The organism is Rhizobium sp. BK049, from assembly GCF_014193135.1.
GTDB lineage: Bacteria > Pseudomonadota > Alphaproteobacteria > Rhizobiales > Rhizobiaceae > Rhizobium.
Map to the genome: position 1 here is coordinate 38024 of NZ_JACHYV010000004.1, position 18083 is coordinate 56106.

The 18083-nt window shown below is 60.7% G+C and carries 19 protein-coding genes and 3 tRNA genes; 3 read left to right on the forward strand and 19 right to left on the reverse strand.

What is annotated here, in order from left to right:
- Nucleotides 1-16: 16 nt before the first annotated feature.
- The 17 genes from FHT70_RS05380 to FHT70_RS05460 all read right to left on the reverse strand — a co-directional run bounded on the left by FHT70_RS05380 (nucleotide 17) and on the right by FHT70_RS05460 (nucleotide 15237).
- Entirely contained in the window at nucleotides 17-1528 is a 1512-nt protein-coding gene (locus FHT70_RS05380) for an NADH-quinone oxidoreductase subunit M (RefSeq protein WP_097598366.1), read from the reverse strand.
- Nucleotides 1528-3528 carry an NADH-quinone oxidoreductase subunit L gene (nuoL, locus tag FHT70_RS05385; RefSeq protein ID WP_183699442.1) on the reverse strand — a complete coding sequence of 667 codons (2001 nt, stop codon included), beginning with the start codon at nucleotides 3526-3528 and terminating at the stop codon, nucleotides 1528-1530. The genes FHT70_RS05380 and nuoL overlap by 1 nt, the downstream gene beginning before the upstream one ends.
- Before the next feature lie 7 nt (nucleotides 3529-3535).
- Nucleotides 3536-3844: an NADH-quinone oxidoreductase subunit NuoK gene (gene nuoK / locus FHT70_RS05390; protein WP_010066755.1), complete on the reverse strand. Its 309-nt coding sequence runs from the start codon at nucleotides 3842-3844 to the stop codon at nucleotides 3536-3538.
- A gap of 23 nt (nucleotides 3845-3867) precedes the next feature.
- Nucleotides 3868-4482 (reverse strand): NADH-quinone oxidoreductase subunit J, encoded by a 615-nt coding sequence (locus FHT70_RS05395; protein ID WP_183699702.1) that lies wholly within the window; start codon nucleotides 4480-4482, stop codon nucleotides 3868-3870.
- A gap of 140 nt (nucleotides 4483-4622) precedes the next feature.
- On the reverse strand, nucleotides 4623-5114 hold the full coding sequence (nuoI, locus tag FHT70_RS05400) for an NADH-quinone oxidoreductase subunit NuoI (protein ID WP_004680064.1): 492 nt from the start codon (nucleotides 5112-5114) through the stop codon (nucleotides 4623-4625).
- A gap of 40 nt (nucleotides 5115-5154) precedes the next feature.
- Nucleotides 5155-6198 (reverse strand): NADH-quinone oxidoreductase subunit NuoH, encoded by a 1044-nt coding sequence (gene nuoH, locus FHT70_RS05405; RefSeq protein WP_183699444.1) that lies wholly within the window; start codon nucleotides 6196-6198, stop codon nucleotides 5155-5157.
- A gap of 12 nt (nucleotides 6199-6210) precedes the next feature.
- Nucleotides 6211-8292 carry an NADH-quinone oxidoreductase subunit NuoG gene (gene nuoG / locus FHT70_RS05410; protein WP_183699446.1) on the reverse strand — a complete coding sequence of 694 codons (2082 nt, stop codon included), beginning with the start codon at nucleotides 8290-8292 and terminating at the stop codon, nucleotides 6211-6213.
- A 221-nt stretch (nucleotides 8293-8513) separates the two neighbouring features.
- Nucleotides 8514-9197 (reverse strand): 5' DNA nuclease, encoded by a 684-nt coding sequence (locus FHT70_RS05415; RefSeq protein ID WP_183699448.1) that lies wholly within the window; start codon nucleotides 9195-9197, stop codon nucleotides 8514-8516.
- Nucleotides 9198-9199: 2 nt separating this feature from the next.
- On the reverse strand, nucleotides 9200-10504 hold the full coding sequence (gene nuoF, locus FHT70_RS05420; RefSeq protein WP_064801825.1) for an NADH-quinone oxidoreductase subunit NuoF: 1305 nt from the start codon (nucleotides 10502-10504) through the stop codon (nucleotides 9200-9202).
- A gap of 10 nt (nucleotides 10505-10514) precedes the next feature.
- A complete protein-coding gene (locus FHT70_RS05425) occupies nucleotides 10515-11678 on the reverse strand; it encodes an NADH-quinone oxidoreductase subunit E (RefSeq protein WP_183699450.1) in 1164 nt (387 codons plus the stop codon).
- Between the two features lie 16 nt (nucleotides 11679-11694).
- On the reverse strand, nucleotides 11695-11967 hold the full coding sequence (locus FHT70_RS05430) for a hypothetical protein (RefSeq protein ID WP_085777776.1): 273 nt from the start codon (nucleotides 11965-11967) through the stop codon (nucleotides 11695-11697).
- Nucleotides 11967-13157 (reverse strand): NADH-quinone oxidoreductase subunit D, encoded by a 1191-nt coding sequence (locus FHT70_RS05435; protein ID WP_097598371.1) that lies wholly within the window; start codon nucleotides 13155-13157, stop codon nucleotides 11967-11969. Before FHT70_RS05435 ends, FHT70_RS05430 begins: the two co-directional genes overlap by 1 nt.
- A 66-nt stretch (nucleotides 13158-13223) precedes the next feature.
- A complete protein-coding gene (locus FHT70_RS05440; RefSeq protein ID WP_097598372.1) occupies nucleotides 13224-13826 on the reverse strand; it encodes an NADH-quinone oxidoreductase subunit C in 603 nt (200 codons plus the stop codon).
- 18 nt (nucleotides 13827-13844) lie between these two features.
- On the reverse strand, nucleotides 13845-14429 hold the full coding sequence (locus FHT70_RS05445) for an NADH-quinone oxidoreductase subunit B (protein ID WP_064801815.1): 585 nt from the start codon (nucleotides 14427-14429) through the stop codon (nucleotides 13845-13847).
- The gene (locus tag FHT70_RS05450; protein WP_010055493.1) at nucleotides 14420-14785 is read right to left on the reverse strand and encodes an NADH-quinone oxidoreductase subunit A; all 366 of its coding nucleotides are present in this window, start codon (nucleotides 14783-14785) and stop codon (nucleotides 14420-14422) included. Before FHT70_RS05450 ends, FHT70_RS05445 begins: the two co-directional genes overlap by 10 nt.
- A gap of 247 nt (nucleotides 14786-15032) precedes the next feature.
- Nucleotides 15033-15109 (reverse strand) — tRNA-Asp (locus FHT70_RS05455).
- Between the two features lie 51 nt (nucleotides 15110-15160).
- Nucleotides 15161-15237, reverse strand: a tRNA-Asp gene (locus FHT70_RS05460).
- A 412-nt stretch (nucleotides 15238-15649) separates the two neighbouring features.
- Between FHT70_RS05460 and FHT70_RS05465 the strand changes: the two genes are divergently transcribed.
- Together FHT70_RS05465 and FHT70_RS30675 are read left to right on the forward strand one after the other, a co-directional pair.
- Nucleotides 15650-15725 (forward strand) — tRNA-Val (locus tag FHT70_RS05465).
- 312 nt (nucleotides 15726-16037) lie between these two features.
- Nucleotides 16038-16250, forward strand: a complete 213-nt coding sequence (locus tag FHT70_RS30675) for a hypothetical protein (RefSeq protein WP_348649515.1) — start codon at nucleotides 16038-16040, stop codon at nucleotides 16248-16250.
- A 24-nt stretch (nucleotides 16251-16274) separates the two neighbouring features.
- Here the strand turns inward: FHT70_RS30675 and FHT70_RS05470 are convergent, their stop codons facing one another.
- Both FHT70_RS05470 and FHT70_RS05475 read right to left on the reverse strand, forming a co-directional pair.
- Complete coding sequence (locus FHT70_RS05470; protein ID WP_183699452.1) at nucleotides 16275-16823, reverse strand: glutathione peroxidase; 549 nt, start codon at nucleotides 16821-16823, stop codon at nucleotides 16275-16277.
- A 125-nt stretch (nucleotides 16824-16948) separates the two neighbouring features.
- On the reverse strand, nucleotides 16949-17311 hold the full coding sequence (locus FHT70_RS05475) for a hypothetical protein (protein WP_085777770.1): 363 nt from the start codon (nucleotides 17309-17311) through the stop codon (nucleotides 16949-16951).
- A gap of 164 nt (nucleotides 17312-17475) precedes the next feature.
- Here FHT70_RS05475 and FHT70_RS05480 point away from each other — a divergent pair, with 164 nt between their 5' ends.
- Nucleotides 17476-18081, forward strand: coding sequence for a class I SAM-dependent methyltransferase (locus tag FHT70_RS05480; protein WP_085777769.1), 606 nt, complete (start codon nucleotides 17476-17478; stop codon nucleotides 18079-18081).
- The last annotated feature ends 2 nt before the right edge of the window (nucleotides 18082-18083 follow it).

An 18083-nucleotide genomic window follows, 5' to 3' on the forward strand; every position in this document is an offset into this window, starting at 1 on the left:
CCGATAAGTCCCGTCATCATTTCATAGACAGCGCAACATTCTGCGCTGCGTGCACGGCGGCCGTGTAGTTGTTGACCAGCAGATCCACCGAGGCGGCCGTCGCATCGAAGACTGGAGCCGGATAAACGCCGAAGAAAATGGTCAGCGCGACCAGCGGATAAAGAATCAGCTGTTCGCGTCTCGAAAGATCGAGCAGCGCCTTCAGCTTTTCCTTCTCCAGGGCGCCGAAGATCACCCGGCGATAGAGCCAGAGCGCATAAGCGGCCGAGAGAATGACGCCAGTGGCGGCAAAGAGCGCGACCCAGGTGTTGACCCGGAAGACGCCGATCAGCGTCAGGAATTCGCCGATGAAGCCAGACGTGCCGGGAAGCCCGACATTGGCCATGGTGAAGACCATCATCGCCACGGCATATTTCGGCATGTTGTTGACGAGGCCGCCATAGGCGTTGATCTCGCGGGTGTGGGTACGGTCGTAGACGACGCCGACGCAGAGGAAGAGCGCGCCGGAGACGATGCCGTGCGAGAGCATCTGGAAGATCGACCCCTGAACACCCTGCATGTTGGCGGCGAAGATGCCCATGGTCACGTAGCCCATATGCGCCACCGAGGAATAGGCGATCAGCTTCTTGATATCATCCTGCATCATTGCCACCAGCGAGGTGTAGATGATGGCGATGACCGACATGGCGAAGACGAGCGGCGCGAAATAGTCGGAGGCGACCGGGAACATGCCGAGCGAGAAGCGGATGAGACCGTAGCCGCCGAGCTTCAAGAGCACACCGGCCAGGATCACCGAACCTGCCGTCGGCGCCTGAACGTGGGCGTCCGGAAGCCACGTATGGACCGGCCACATCGGCATCTTCACCGCGAACGAGGCGAAGAAGGCAAGCCAGAGCCATGTCTGCAGCGCCGGCGGGAACTTGTAGGCAAGCAGCGCGGTGATGTCGGTCGTGCCGGCCTGCCAGTACATCGCCATGATGGCGAGCAGCATCAGCACCGAGCCGAGCAGCGTATAGAGGAAGAACTTGTAGCTCGCATAGACACGGTCCTTGCCGCCCCAGACGCCGATGATCAGGAACATCGGGATGAGGCCCGCTTCGAAGAAGACGTAGAAGAGCACGATATCGAGCGAGACGAAGACGCCGACCATCATCGTTTCGAGGATGAGGAAGGCGATCATGTATTCCTTCAGGCGCTTCTCGATCGAGAGCCAGCTCGCGAGCACGCAGAAGGGCATGAGGAAGGTCGACAGAATGACGAACAGCATGGAAATGCCGTCGACGCCGACGTGGTAGCCGATGCCGGTGCCGAGCCAATCATGCTTTTCGAGCATCTGGAAGCCGGGATTGGCATTGTCGAAGCCGATCCAGATGAAGAGCGAGACGACGAAAGTGAAGACGGTGGTGATCAGCGAGATCCACAGCACGTTCTTCCGGCCGCTTTCGCTGTCGCCATTCATCAAGAGCAGGAGCACCACACCGACGAGCGGCAGGAAGGTGACCGTTGAAAGAATAGGCCAATCGGTCATCAGAAGGAACTCCCGAGCATCATCCAGGTAACGAGCGCCGCAATGCCGAGCAGCATGGCGAATGCATAGTGATAGAGGTAACCGGTCTGCAGGCGGACGACGCGGTCGGTGACGGCGACAACGCGGGCTGCCACGCCGTTCGGGCCATAGGTATCGATGACGCCGACGTCACCCTTCTTCCACAGGAAGCGGCCAAGCGCCCTTGCCGTGCGGACGAAGAGGAAGTCGTAGAGTTCGTCGAAGTACCACTTGTTGAGCAGGAAGTGGTAGAGCACCCGGTGCTGCTTGGCGAGGACGCGCGGCGTCTGCGGCGAGCGGATATACATGTACCAGGCTATGACGAAGCCGATCAGCATGGCGATGAACGGGCTCAGGCCCACGAGCGCCGGCACATGGTGGAACTCCTCGACCAGTTCGTTCTCGGCGCCGGTAAACAGCGCGCCCTTCCAGAACTCGGCATATTCCTCGCCGTAGAACCGGCCTTCGAAGATCACGCCCGCCAGCACCGCGCCGATCGCCAGGAGGTAAAGCGGTACCAGCATGACCTGCGGCGATTCGTGGACGTGGTGCATGACCTCGTGCGAAGCGCGCGGCTTGCCGAAGAAGGTCATGAAGATCAGACGCCAGGAGTAGAAGCTGGTGAACAGAGCGGCAATGACGAGCAACGAGAAGGCAAAGCCCGCGACCGGCGAATGGGAGGCATAGGTCGCCTCGATGATCACGTCCTTGGAGAAGAAGCCGGCAAAGCCGATCGGCGTGAAGGGAATGCCGACGCCGGTGATCGCCAGCGTGCCGATGATCATCATCCAGAACGTTACCTTGATGTGTGGCCGCAGGCCACCCATGTAGCGCATGTCCTGCTCGCCATCGACGGCGTGGATGACCGAGCCGGCGCAGAGGAAGAGCAGCGCCTTGAAGAAGGCGTGCGTAAAGAGATGGAAGATCGCCGCGCCATAGGCCCCTACCCCGAGCGCCACGAACATGTAGCCGAGCTGCGAGCAGGTGGAATAGGCGATGACGCGCTTGATGTCGTTCTGGACCAGGCCGACAGTTGCCGCGAAGAAGGCGGTGATCGCGCCGATGACGGTGACCACAGTCAGTGCGTCGGGCGACAATTCGAAGAGCGGCGACATGCGGGCGACGAGGAAGACGCCGGCGGTGACCATGGTGGCGGCATGGATGAGGGCCGAGACCGGGGTTGGGCCTTCCATCGCGTCCGGAAGCCAGGTGTGCAGCAGGAACTGCGCCGACTTGCCCATCGCGCCCATGAATAGCAGCAGGCAGATGCCGGTCAGCGCATGCGCCTTGTCGAGCTGCATGCCGAAGAGGTTGAGGATCACTTCGCTCGCCTCGCCGCCGCCTTCATGCGGGGCGAAATTCGATGCATTAGCGAAGATCGTATCGAGGTTGATCGAGCCGAACAGCACGAAGACGCCGGCAATGCCGAGCACGAAACCGAAGTCGCCGACGCGATTGACGATGAAAGCCTTCATCGCCGCGGCCGTCGCCGAAGGCTTCTTGAACCAGAAGCCGATCAGTAGATAGGAGGCGAGACCGACGCCTTCCCAGCCGAAGAACATCTGGGCAAGATTGTCGGCTGTCACCAGCATCAGCATGGCGAAGGTGAAGAGCGACAGATAGGCAAAGAAGCGCGGGCGATGCGGATCGGTATGCATGTAGCCGATCGAATAGATATGCACCAGCGTCGAGACCGTGTTGACCACGATCAGCATGACGGAGGTGAGCGTATCCACGCGCAGCGACCAGGAGACGTCGATGCCGCCGGACTGGATCCAGCGCAGCACCTCGACCTTGATCGGTCCGCCTTCAAGATGGCCCATGCCGACGTTAAAGAAGACGATCCAGGACAGGATGCCGGCGATGATCATCAGGCCGCTGGTGACATATTCTGAAGCCTTGGCGCCGATGGCGCGGCCGAAAAGGCCGGCGACGATCGCGCCGATCAAGGGAAGAAAGACAATAGCCTTATAGAGGAACATGAGCCACTCAGCCCTTCATCATATTGACGTCTTCGACCGCGATCGAGCCGCGGTTGCGGTAGAAGACAACGAGAATTGCAAGACCGATCGCCGCTTCGGCAGCCGCGACCGTCAGAATGAACAGCGCGAAGACCTGACCGACAATGTCGTTCAGGAAGTGAGAGAAGGCGACCATGTTGATGTTGACTGCAAGCAGGATCAGTTCGACCGACATAAGGATGACGATGACGTTCTTCCGGTTGAGGAAGATGCCGAAGACGCCGAGCGTGAAGAGGATGGCGCTGACCGTCAGGTAATGGGAAAGTCCGATGACCATGTTCTTTGTTCCTTGACCTGCCTTTAGGCGCCCTGCCCGGGCTTGACCGACACCACCTCGACGGCGGTGGCGGGCGTGCGGGCAACCTGCCTTGAGATATTCTGCCGCTTGATGTTGGTGCGATGCCTCAGCGTCAGCACGATCGCGCCGATCATGGCGACCAGCAGCACCAGGCCGGCAATCTGGAAGAAATAGACGTAGTTGGTGTAAAGCACGTCGCCGAGAGCGGCCGTATTCGTACGCTCGCTGAGCGCCGGGATCGGCATGGCGACTGACTTGGCGATATCAGGCGAGATGACGCTGCCGCCGATCACGACGATCAACTCGGCCGCCAGGATGATCCCAATCAACCCGCCGATCGGCGCATATTCGAGCACGCCTGCCCTCAATTCGGTGAAGTCAATGTCGAGCATCATCACCACAAAGAGGAAGAGGACGGCGACGGCGCCGACATAAACGACGAGCAGGATCATCGCCAGGAACTCGGCGCCGAGCAGCAGGAACAGGCCGGCCGCGTTGAAGAACACCAGGATCAGGAACAGAACCGAGTGAACCGGGTTCTTCGCCCAGATGACCATGAACGCCGACGCCACAGCGACAAAGGCGAAAAGATAGAAAAATAGAGCCTGCAGACCCATGTTGGTGCCTTTTTCATCTTCCCCCGGGCAGCCGGGAGTTTCCCTGCCCGATGAAGCTTCGCGGCACTCGCCGGCAAAGCTCCTGTACATATTGACCGCGACAGGAGCGAGCGCCTCCATCACAGCATTTCAGATATCAATCAGCGATACGGCGAGTCGATCGCGATGTTGCGGGCGATTTCACGCTCCCACCGGTCTCCGTTATCGAGAAGGCGCGCCTTGTCGAAATAGAGCTCTTCGCGGGTTTCCGTCGCAAATTCGAAATTCGGACCTTCGACGATCGCATCGACCGGGCAGGCTTCCTGGCAGAAGCCGCAATAGATGCACTTCACCATGTCGATGTCATAGCGCACCGTGCGGCGTGTGCCGTCGTTGCGGCGCGGACCGGCCTCGATGGTGATGGCCTGGGCAGGACAGATCGCCTCGCAGAGCTTGCAGGCGATGCAGCGTTCCTCGCCGTTCGGATAACGGCGCAGCGCGTGCTCGCCGCGGAATCGCGGGGAGACCGGGCCCTTTTCGAAGGGGTAATTGATCGTCGCCTTCTGGCGGAAGAAATAGCGCATCGACAGAAAGAACGCGCCGAAGAATTCCTTGAGGAACAGCGAGTTGATGGAGCTGGACAAGCTTGCCATCTTCAACCTCCAATTTTGCCGGAAACGAGAGCAGGCATCATTACGCCCATCCCATCAGTTTCAGCACGAATGCAACGATAATCACCATAGCGAGCGACAGCGGCAGGAAGACTTTCCAGCCGAGACGCATGAGCTGGTCGTAGCGGTAGCGCGGGACGAAGGCTTTGACCATCGCGAACATGAAGAACACGAAGCATGCCTTCAGCATGAACCAGATGATGCCAGGGACCCAGTTGAGGATCCAGGTATCGACCGGAGGCAGCCAGCCGCCGAGGAAGAGGATCGTCGTCAGCGAGCACATCAGGCAGACGGCGGCATATTCGCCTAGCATGAACATCATGTATGGCGAGGAGCCGTATTCGACCATGAAGCCGGCGACAAGTTCCGACTCCGCTTCCGGAAGGTCGAAAGGCGGGCGGTTCGTCTCGGCGAGCGCCGAGATAAAGAAGACGATGAACATCGGGAACAGCGACAGCCAGTGCCAGTCGAGGAACGAGGCCGGCAGGCCGAGCATGGTGCCGAGGCCATTGTGCTGCGCATTGACGATGTCGGTCAGGTTGAGCGAGCCGACGCAGAGCAGAACGGTGACGATGACGAAGCCGATCGAGACTTCATAGGACACCATCTGTGCGGCCGAGCGCAGCGCGCCGAGGAACGGGTATTTCGAATTCGAAGCCCAGCCGCCCATGATGATGCCGTAGACTTCGAGAGAGGAGATCGCGAAAATATAGAGGATGCCGACATTGATGTTGGCGATCACCCAGCCGTCGGCGAGCGGCACCACCGCCCAGGTCGACAGCGCCAGAAGCACCGTAACCAGCGGGGCCAGCAGGAACACCGCCTTGTTGGCGCCGGCCGGAATGATCGGCTCCTTGAAGACGAACTTCAGAAGGTCGGCGAAGGACTGGAACAGGCCGAAGGGACCGACGACGTTCGGACCGCGGCGCAGCTGCACCGCCGCCCAGATCTTGCGGTCGGCAAGCAGCACGTAAGCGATGAAGACGAGCAGGCAGACGAGAAGCAGCAGCGACTGACCGATCATGATGATCCCCGGCCAGACATAGGTTGAGAAGAAAGAATCCATGAGTTCCTGCCCTTACTCTGCCGCGACTTTGAAATTGTTGCGGGCCAATGCCGAGCACTCGGCCATGACAGCCGAGGCGCGCGCTATCGGGTTCGTCAAATAGAAGTCTTTGACCGGCGACGCAAACCCTGACTTGTTCATCTTGCCGGCTTTTTTCGCGACTGCGGCAATTTGGGCGCTATCGGTTTCGGCGATCTCGTCGATGGCGGCGAAATGCGGGAAAGCGGCATAGAGCCGGCCGCGCAGCTCGCTCAGCGAATCGAAGGGAAGCTTCTTGCCGAGCACGTCCGACAGGGCGCGAATGATCGCCCAGTCCTCGCGGGCATCACCCGGCGCAAAGCCTGCGCGGTAGCCCATCTGGACACGGCCTTCGGTATTGACCCAGGTGCCGGACTTTTCGGTATAGGCTGCGGCCGGCAGGATCACGTCGGCATGGTGGGCGCCATTATCGCCGTGCGAGCCGATATAGACGGTGAGCTTGGCCTTCTTGGCGGTGAAGTCGAGTTCGTCGGCGCCAAGCAGGAAGAGCACGTCCATTGCCGTCAGCATCTCGGCGGCGCTGACGCCCTTGGCACCGGGTACGAAGCCGAGGTCGAGTCCTCCGACGCGCGAAGCGGCAGTGTGGAGGACGGCAAAGCCGTTCCAGCCGTCGACGACCGCACCGACCGAACCGGCAAGCTTGGCGGCACTTGCGAGTACGCCGGCGCCATCGCTGCGCGACAGCGCGCCCTGGCCGATGATGATCATCGGCTTGGCGGCGTTCTTCAGGACGTCCGCGAAGGCATGACCGCCGTCGACCAGATCCTTCAGTGTGTCGGGTCCGCCGCCGAGATAGTCATAGCTGTAACGCAGTTCACCGGGCTCGCCGATCACGCCGATCGGGAACTTGCCGCGGCGCCAGCGCTTGCGGATGCGGGCATTGAGGATAGCCGCCTCGAAACGTGGATTGGCGCCGATGATCAGCAGCGCGTCGGCCTGGTCGATGCCAGCAATTGTCGGGTTGAAAAGGTAGCTGGCGCGGCCGAGCGACGGATCGAGTGCCGTCCCATCCTGGCGACAGTCGAGATTGGCCGATCCCAGCGACTTCACCAGTTCGGAGAGCGCATACATTTCTTCGACGGAAGCGAGGTCGCCCGCGATCGCACCGATCTTGTCACCCGAGGTGGCGCTGACAGCAGCCTTGATGGCGCCGAAGGCTTCGGCCCAGCTCGCCGGCTGCAGGCGGCCGTCGCGGCGGACGTAAGGCCGGTCGAGGCGCTGCGTCTTCAAACCATCCCAGATGAAGCGGCTCTTGTCGGAAATCCACTCTTCGTTGATCGCCTCGTTGACACGCGGCAGGATGCGCATAACTTCACGGCCACGGGTGTCGACGCGGATCGCCGAACCGACGGCATCCATGACGTCGATCGACTCGGTCTTGTTCAATTCCCAGGGGCGCGCGGTGAAGGCGAAGGGCTTGGAGGTGAGCGCGCCGACCGGGCATAGGTCGACGACGTTGCCCTGCAGTTCTGAGGTCATCGCCTGTTCGAGATAGGTGGTGATCTCGGCATCCTCGCCGCGGCCGATCAGGCCGAGTTCGGAAATGCCGGCAACCTCGGTGGTGAAGCGGACGCAGCGCGTGCAATGGATACAACGGTTCATCACCGTCTTGACGAGCGGGCCGATATACTTGTCCTCAACGGCGCGCTTGTCTTCCTGGTAGCGGGAGGTATCGATGCCGAAGGCCATCGCCTGATCCTGCAGGTCGCATTCGCCGCCCTGGTCGCAGATCGGGCAATCGAGCGGATGGTTGATCAGCAGGAATTCCATCACGCCTTCGCGGGCCTTCTTGACCATCGGCGTGTTGGTGAAGACCTCGGGCAGTTCGCCATTCGGGCCGCCGCGGATGTCGCGCACGCTCATGGCGCAGGAAGCCTGCGGCTTCGGCGGGCCGCCCTTCACCTCGACAAGGCACATGCGGCAGTTGCCGGCAACCGACAGGCGTTCGTGGAAGCAGAAGCGCGGAACTTCGGCGCCGGCATCCTCACACGCCTGCAATAGCGTGAAATGATCCGGAACTTCGATCTCGTTGCCGTCAATCTTCAGTTTTGCCATCGTCGCTCAGTCCTGTTTCCCGTTTGCCTGAAGGCGGCAAACAAACCTGTTTTGCAACATTCTCTTTGCCGAGCCGGATCTTTCGTCCTGCTGGCAGCCGATGTCGCCCAAATTGTCTGTCGCGCGTTCCAGACGCGGAACCCGCACCGGCAGCTGCAGCGTGAGGCCTCGCCCCTGCGCCGATCCGCCCTATCTCCGGCCGGTTTGCACGGCCGGACAGTTCATTTCCTTCTGCGGCCTCGCCCGACCAGAACCTTCGCCTGACCAATCCAGTCGTCGCGCCCGATGCGGCCGTTAAGGCCGAGCTCGGCGTCGAGCCGGGCAATATCCTCGTCGGTCCAGGCGGCAATATCGGCGAAGCCGCGAATGCCTTTGGTGTTCAACACCTGCTCCAGCTTCGGGCCGATGCCGGCGATCAGCTTGAGATCGTCGGCCTTTGCAGTCCGCTGAGCGGCTTTTGCATTCACAGCCGGCTTTGGCCGGCTCGCCGGCACCAGTTCGGCAGCCGGCTTGACGACTGTCAGCCTCGGCCCAGCCTTCCGCTCGACCGCAGGATTGTCGGCCGCGGGCTTGCTGAAAGCCTTGACGGCCGGGCGGATATTTTTCGGTCGGATATCGACTGCGGGCGCCGGTTCGTCGGGCGGCGTGTCATCAAGGGCTGCGGCGAGTTTGCCCGTCGTTTCCAGAGCGCCCTGGAAGGCTCCGAAAAAGGCGCTCGCCATCTGCGTCGAGAGGCCGAAACCGATTGCCGTTGCGGCGGCAAAGGCTGCGGCAGGGTGCGCCATCAGCGGATGCACAGGCATTGCCTGCGCGTTTTCCAGCATCTCGGCGGCAAGACGGCCGAAGCCGGCCGCGAAATCAGCGGTCTCTCCCTTCTTCCCACTCTTGGATGCCTTGTCCGTCATGATTACTCAGCCGCCTCCAAAACCGCCCCGTGGTCGAGCGCACTTGCCGTATACTGGTCGATGCGCTTTTCGATCTCGGGGCGGAAGTTACGGATCAGGCCCTGCACCGGCCATGCGGCGGCGTCGCCGAGCGCACAGATGGTGTGGCCTTCGATTTGCTTCGTCACCTGGAACAGCATGTCGATTTCGCGCTTCTGGGCATTGCCCTTGGCCATGCGCTCCATCACGCGCCACATCCAGCCCGTGCCTTCGCGGCAGGGCGTGCACTGGCCACAGCTCTCATGCTTGAAGAACGCGGAGATGCGGGCGATCGCCTTGATGACGTCGGTGGACTTGTCCATGACGATCGCGGCGGCCGTGCCGAAGGAGGAGCCGACACCGCGCAGGCCGTCGAAATCCATCGGGCAATCGATGATGTCCTTGGCCGGAACGATCGGGCAGGATGCGCCGCCCGGAATGACGGCGAGCAGGTTGTCCCAGCCGCCGCGGATGCCGCCCGCGTGGCGGTCGACTAGTTCGCGGAATGTGATGCCCATTTCCTCTTCGACGGTGCACGGCTTATTGACGTGGCCGGAGAGCATGAACAGCTTGGTGCCGACATTGTTCGGACGGCCGATAGACGAGAACCAGCCGGCGCCGCGGCGCAGGATCGTCGGCGCGACAGCGATCGATTCGACGTTGTTGACGGTCGTCGGGCAGCCGTAGAGACCCATATTGGCGGGGAACGGCGGCTTGAGCCGCGGCTGGCCCTTCTTGCCCTCGAGGCTCTCGAGCAGCGCGGTTTCCTCACCGCAGATATAGGCGCCGGCGCCGTGATGGACAAAGATGTCCATGTCCCAGCCGAGCTTGTTGTTCTTGCCAAGCAGGCCGTAATCATAACATTCGTCGATTGCAGCCTGCAGCGCTTCACGCTCGCGGATATATTCGCCGCGCACATAGATATAAGCGGTATTGGCGCCCATGGCGAAGCTCGCGACGACGCAGCCTTCGATCAGCGTGTGCGGATCGTGGCGCATGATGTCGCGGTCCTTGCAGGTGCCGGGCTCCGATTCGTCGGCATTGACGACCAGGTAATGCGGGCGGCCGTCGCTTTCCTTCGGCATGAAGGACCATTTGAGACCCGTGGGGAAGCCGGCGCCGCCGCGGCCGCGAAGGCCAGAGGCCTTCATCTCGTTGATGATCCAATCGCGGCCCTTTTCGAGGATCTGCTTGGTGCCATCCCAATGGCCGCGGCTCATCGCGCCCTTCAGGGACTTGTCCTTGAGGCCGTAGATGTTGGTAAAGATGCGGTCTTTATCTTGTAACATGCTTCACCTCTTACCGCGGCTTCTTGCCGAAGACCTTGATATATTCCGCTTCGCCGCCCTTGGCGAGCGCCTTGGCCTGCTTGACCCAGTCGTCACGCTCGATGCGGCCGCGGAAATTCAGGTAGCCATCGACCCATTCGCGCTCGGCCTTCTTCCAGCCTGCGACCTGCGAGAAGGTGAAGATGCCGATTTCATTCAATGTCGCCTCGATCTTCGGACCGACGCCGGAGATCATCTTCAGGTCATCCGGTGCGGCGGGCTTTTCGATGCCGGCTGGACGGTTCTTGTCGGCCAGGCTGGGCTTGGCCGCCGGAGCGGTTTCGGCCTTGGCCGCAGCAAGCGCCGGCTCGACAGGCGCCGTGCCGGAAACCGGCTGCTGCGCGGCTGCCTTGGCATTCTTCGCTGCTGCCTTCGGCGCCGTCGCCGGCGTCTTCAAGGCGGCATTGGTCTCGGCATCGGTGCTCTTTGGGCGGCCAGCCTCGGAGGGCGGGACCGGCGCGCCGTCGACCGGCGCCGACACGGTTTCGGTATCGGCCTTCTTGGCGCGTGTCCTTGCCTTCGGCTCTTCCGTCGTCAGCGAGGTCGGGCCGCCTTCAGGTGCTGAGAATATCCGGTCGATCTGGGTGCCCGGCTTGATGCTCGCGCCATTGCCGGCGGCAAAGGTGTCGATGATCTCTTCGAGGCGCTCCGGCGTCAGGTCTTCGTAAGTGTCCTTGCCGATCATCACCATCGGGGCGTTGACGCAGGCGCCAAGACATTCGACTTCTTCCCAGGAGAGCGTGCCTTCGGCATTGCGCTCGAAGGGGTGCGCGTGGATCTTGCTCTTGCAGACCGACATCAGCGCTTCCGAGCCGCGCAGCATGCAGGGCGTCGTGCCGCAGACCTGGACATGGGCGCGCGTGCCGACAGGATGTAACTGGAACTGCGTATAGAAGGTCGCGACCTCGAGCACTCTGATATAGGCCATGTCGAGCATGTCGGCGATCTTTTCGATCGCCGCGCGCGTGACCCAGCCGTCCTGTTCCTGCGCCCGCATCAGCAGCGGAATAACCGCCGACTGCTGGCGGCCGGCGGGGTATTTCTGGATCGTCTTGTCCGCCCAGACCGCATTTTCATCGCTGAAGGCGAATGCGGCAGGCTGAAATTGATCTTCGGCTAATCGACGAACGGACATTCTTCCTCACGCCTTGTCAGTTTAGGGTTCCACACCGCGAAGCGGTCAAAGACTGCATTTCGCAGGCATAGGCCGACTGGTCTTTCTGCATAAATACGACGAATTTGCTGCCATTCGGAATGGCGGCCTTGATCTGATAGCCCTTGGACAAAAGCTCGCCCATGGACGATTGCTGCCCCGGCGGCGTCACTTCCTTATGACCCAGCGGCGTGCCGAGGGTGTCGGCCTCCTGGGCCGAAACCCCGGATGCCGCAAGAAGAATTGCGACGGCCAGTGGCAGAAGCTGCATCAGCGGTCCACCTCGCCGAAGACGATATCGAGCGAGCCAAGGACAGCAGCGACGTCGGCGAGCTGATGGCCGCGGCACATGAAGTCCATCGCCTGCAGATGGGCGTAACCCGGAGCGCGGATCTTGCAGCGATACGGCTTGTTCGAGCCGTCGGAGACGAGATAGACCCCGAACTCGCCCTTCGGCGCCTCGACGGCGGCATAAACCTCGCCGGCAGGCACGTGGTAGCCTTCGGTGTAGAGCTTGAAATGGTGGATCAGCGCCTCCATCGAGCGCTTCATCTCGCCACGCTTCGGCGGCACGACCTTGCCGTCGATCGACGAGAAAGGACCGGTCTTCGCATCCGAGAGCAGGCGATTGACGCACTGCTTCATGATGCGGACCGATTGGCGCATCTCGATCATGCGGATCAGGTAGCGGTCGTAATTGTCGCCGTTCTTGCCGATCGGGATGTCGAATTCGAGATCGGAATAACATTCGTAAGGCTGGGCGCGACGCAGGTCCCAGGCAGCGCCCGAACCGCGCACCATGACGCCGGAGAAGCCCCAGGCCCAGCAATCTTCCAGAGAGACGACGCCGATGTCGACGTTGCGCTGCTTGAAGATACGGTTGCCGGTCAAAAGGTCGTCGATGTCGTCGAGCGCCTTCAGGAACGGATCGCACCAGTCGCCGATGTCCTGCACGAGCTTTTCCGGCAGATCCTGGTGGACGCCGCCGGGACGGAAATAAGCCGCATGCATGCGCGAGCCGCTGGCGCGTTCATAGAACACCATCAGCTTTTCACGCTCTTCGAAGCCCCAGAGCGGCGGTGTCAGCGCGCCGACGTCCATGGCCTGCGTCGTAACGTTCAAGAGATGTGAGAGGATGCGGCCAATTTCCGAGTAGAGAACGCGGATCAGCTGACCACGGATCGGGATCTGGATACCGAGCAGCTTTTCCACGGCCAGCGCATAGGCATGCTCCTGGTTCATTGGCGCGACATAGTCGAGGCGATCGAAATAGGGCACCGCCTGAAGATAGGTCTTGGTCTCGATCAGCTTCTCGGTGCCGCGATGAAGCAAGCCGATATGCGGATCAACCCGCTCCACAATTTCGCCGTCAAGCTCCAGGACAAGACGAAGAACGCCGTGCGCCGCCGGATGCTGCGGTCCGAAATTGATGTTGAAGTTGCGGACGTTATGTTCTGTCATGGCGATGAGCTCGCGTTTTCAGATAACCAGTGAATGACGGGCGCAGAGCCCGCCAGCCGCCTTGAATTATTGTTTCGCTTTTTCGTCGCCAGGAAGCACATATTCCGTGCCCTCCCATGGCGACATGAAGTCGAAGTTGCGGAATTCCTGCTTGAGTTCCACCGGCTCGTAAACGACGCGCTTCGCGGCGTCGTCATAACGAACTTCGACGAAACCAGTGGTCGGGAAGTCCTTGCGCAAAGGATGACCTTCGAAACCGTAGTCGGTCAGGATGCGGCGCAGGTCCGGATGGCCGGTGAAGAGCACACCGTACATGTCCCAAGTCTCACGCTCGAACCAGTCGGCGCCGGGATAGATGGGGCAAGCAGAGGGAACCGGCGTATCCTCGTCGGTCGCGACCTTGACGCGGATGCGCAGGTTCTTCTTCGGCGACAGCAGATGATAGACGACGTCGAAACGCAGTTCGCGCTGCGGCCAGTCGACGCCGCAAATGTCGATCAGGTTGACGAAACCGCACTTGGCGTCGTCACGCAGGAAGGTCAGGAGCGGGATCAGGTTTTCACCCGTCGCCGTCAGCGTCAGCTCGCCGTACTTCATCTGCGAGGCGACGATCAGGTTGCCGCGCGCTTCGCCAAGATAGGAGGCAAGCTCAGTCAGGGCTTCACTCATATGCCTTGTCCTTAACCCTTAGCGTTCGATCGTGCCGGTGCGCCGGATCTTCTTCTGCAGCAGAAGCACGCCGTAAAGCAGTGCCTCCGCCGTGGGGGGACAGCCCGGCACGTAAATATCGATCGGCACGACACGATCGCAGCCGCGAACAACCGAATAGGAATAGTGATAGTAGCCGCCGCCATTAGCACAGGAGCCCATCGAGATGACATAGCGCGGCTCAGGCATCTGGTCGTAAACTTTGCGCAGAGCCGGCGCCATCTTGTTAGTCAGCGTGCCGGCGACGATCATCACGTCGGACTGGCGCGGCGAAGCGCGCGGCGCAAAACCAAAGCGCTCGACGTCATAACGCGGCATGGAGAGCTGCATCATTTCGACAGCGCAACAGGCAAGACCAAAGGTCATCCACATCAGCGAGCCGGTACGGGCCCAGTTGATCAACTCGTCCGTCGAGGTGACGAGGAAACCCTTGTCGGCGAGTTCGTTGTTGATCTCGCCGAAAAATGCGTCGTTGCTGCCGATCGGCTTGCCGGTCGACGGATCGATGATGCCCTTCGGCTGCGGCGCGACGAGCGGCTGGTTGCTCACAGGGGTCACTCCCATTCCAGGGCTCCCTTCTTCCATTCATAGATAAAGCCGATGGTCAGCACGAGGAGGAAGACCATCATGGACCAGAAGCCGAACCAGCCGATGGCGCCGAAGGAAACGGCCCAGGGGAAGAGGAAGGCGACCTCGAGGTCGAAGATGATGAAGAGGATCGACACGAGGTAGAAGCGGATGTCGAACTTCATGCGGGCGTCGTCGAAAGCGTTGAAACCGCATTCGTAAGCCGAGAGCTTTTCCGAATCGGGCGCTTTGAAAGCCACGGCGAACGGCGCAATGAGCAGCGCCAGGCCGATAACGAGCGCAATGGCGATGAAGATAGCGATCGGAATATAGGAACTGAGCAGTTCAGTCATCATGTTCATCCTTGCTTGCCGGAGGCGCCAGGCGGCGCATTTGGGCAATTGCCCGACAAGCGAACGTGCGTTGCAACAAGCCGTGGTTAGCGCAGCCGACGCCGCGGCGCAAGACTTTTACAGAGGCAATTCGACGCGTCGCGGGCGGACATTATCAAGCAGATGCAACGATGTCGCGACAAATCCGCAGATGTCGATTCAAGCTGCATGCCTGACCCCTGGAAACTGCATGGCTTTCGGAAGAGAATGGCGCGAGTGACGGGGCTCGAACCCGCGACCTCCGGCGTGACAGGCCGGCACTCTAACCGACTGAGCTACACCCGCGCATGACGGACGGAAGAGCCGGACGGCGGCGATTGAACGCCTGCTTTGAAATGGCGCGAGTGACGGGGCTCGAACCCGCGACCTCCGGCGTGACAGGCCGGCACTCTAACCGACTGAGCTACACCCGCACTTCATTTCAAGCAATCCGGATGCCTTCGCACCCTCACCAAAACGGCTGGCCGTTTCGATGAGCGGCTAACTACGGGGTTCGCCTTTTAGTGTCAAGCAGGTTTGGAGACAAAACCATGACAGTCGTTGAATTGTTTCGGCAAAGCCGCTGCAGGAAGAACGGAAAGCCGGCAATTCCAACCTCCGCAGCCGTAGCGAGGCACGATCGGAGCCGACAGCGCAGGCAAAATGCATAAGCCCGCGGCTCCCCCTCCCCTTTATCCACAGGCCGACCGAGCCCGTTCGGCAGCGCAGACGAGCAGACCACCGCCAAAAAAATCAAAAATTCTTCACAAACACTCTTGCGGTTTTGCCGCGATCCGCATAGATCACGGCCACCAACGCAGCAGGCCAATCGGCTTCGCCAGCGATGGGCGATTAGCTCAGTTGGTAGAGCGCCTCGTTTACACCGAGGATGTCGGGAGTTCGAGTCTCTCATCGCCCACCATTTTTCCTCTTGAGTTTCGAAGAGTAATGTCGAGCCGCAGTGATCTGCCGCGGATTGGCTCAATGCAGCTATCTGCCTCTGCAGAAGCTGTCTTACATGAACGCGAACCGACATTCGGCAAGACATTCCGGCACAGCATAGCTGTCCGGCAGGTCAAATGCGGCGCCGTCTGGGAAGCCAGGTTCCACCAAAACGGACTACTCCAGCCTCCGCGCACCTCCTATTGGGCGAATGGATGAGGGCGGGCAAAAATGAGACTATTCGTCGCCCGGAAGTCTCCGCGCTTGAAGGCTTACCGCGCCGGGGGGTGCCATGAGAACTCTATGCTCCGCATTGACGCTGTGCATTGCGATTGCCCTTTGCACGCCAAGCTCCGTCTATGTCAGGCTGCCCGGAAACGCCTTCAAGACGAATCCGAAATGCCAGCGCCACGTACCGAAGACGAAGTTTGACAGAAGGTGCGACCAGCCGATACTGGGCTTCAAGGACTTTACGCCTCCGCTTGTGACCGTCCTCGGGATCTGAAGATCCTGCTCGGCTGCCGGCAAATCATCCCTTCGCCAACTCCTGATCCACCGCCGAAACCAGCCGCGAATCATCTGCCGTCACATCAGGCGCGAAGCGGGCGGCGACTTTGCCGTCGCGGCCGATCAGGAATTTTTCGAAATTCCAGAGAATGTCGTCCTCGTCGCCGCCTGATATCCCGTGGACATTCAGGCGTTCGCGCATCGGACCCTCGCCCGTCGTCTTCACGCCTGATTTGGTCAGCTGCCGGTAGAGCGGGTGCTGGGCCTCGCCCTTGACCGAGATCTTAGAAAAGATCGGGAAGATGACGTCGTAGGTGGTGGTGCAGAAATCGAGGATCTCGGCGTCCGTGCCTGGTTCCTGGCCCTTGAAGTCGTTGGCGGGGAAAGCGGCGATGACGAAGCCGCGCTCGCGCTTTTCGCCATAGAGTCTTTCGAGCCCCTCATATTGCGGCGTGAGCCCGCATTTCGAGGCGACGTTGACAATCAGAAGCACCCTGCCCTTGTATTCATTCAGCGTGGTCTGTCGACCATCCACCGTCTTGACCGGAATATCCAGCACATTGCCCGTCATGGGAACCTCCAATTGGCACGGATCGTTCCGGGAGCTTAGCAATATCGCCGTCATTGTCATCAGGGTGAAGATCAACTCGGCGTCACCATCCCGGCGTCGCCGTTTGGCGACACCGGGATAGCCCGTCAGGCGGGCGAGGTTTCCCGTACGTCATCGAGTAGGAAATGGACGACGAGATAATCCGTCTTGTAGTGGCGGCCGCTGTCCGAGACGGATTCGACGCTGCCACCATCCTTTGGATGCCAGGGATGATAATGAGGGTTGGTGGTGATGAGCGTGATGGCCTTGCCGGCGAACGGCCCCTCGCCCAAGCGGAAGCGCATCTCGGCGAGCGGCCAGATTCGCTCGTAATCTTCCATGGCGATGCGCGCCTTCAGCGCTTTCCGGTGCAGCGGCTCGCCGGCGCCTGCTTCTGCGGATGATTCCAGCATCACTTCTTCGGCATGGGCAATGATTGCATTGAACTCTTCGGGCCACATCCGTCTCATGAAGTCGCTCCTCCCAGGGCTCTTTCGTCATTCACAGGCGAAACTTAACCTTTTGTCCGCAAGAAGCAAATTCTTGTCATGCCGTTGTCATCCGCCTCGGCTGCTCCTACGTTCCCCTCGAACCGCACAAGGGCCGTCAGCCGGCCCCAATCCCGAGATCAAAGATGAAGACACGTGAAGAAAGGCAGGCGTTGCGGGCGAGCATGCCGCGCACCCCGCTCAGCGCCCATCATATAGAAAACGCCCGGCTGCTGCCGGATCGGGGCGAACTGCTCTACCGGATCCCGAATGGCGGCATCGGCGTCGAGGTGGGGGCGGCCTTCGGCGAGTATACGGCGGAGATCCTGGAAAAGAATCGCCCGGCCCAGCTTTATCTCATCGATCCCTGGTCGATGGATCGCTACAGCTCCGGGCTCGACGCGATTCACACGAATTTCGCGGCCGAGATCGAGGCTGGCCGGCTGCACCTGATGCAAGGCACATCGCTCGACAAGCTCGCCGAATTCGAGGATGACTTCCTCGACTGGGCCTATATCGACACCGATCATTCTTTCGAGCTCACCTGGCAGGAGCTCCTGCTCTGCGAGAGGAAGGTGAAGCGCACAGGACGCATTGCCGGCCATGATTTCTGCACCGGCAACACCGTCAAACCGATCGTCTACGGTGTCGTCGAGGCGGTTACGAAATTCTGCAAGGATTATGGCTGGCAATTCGAATTCCTGACGGTCGAATCACACGCGCATTTTTCCTATTGCCTGAAGCGCCTTTGATC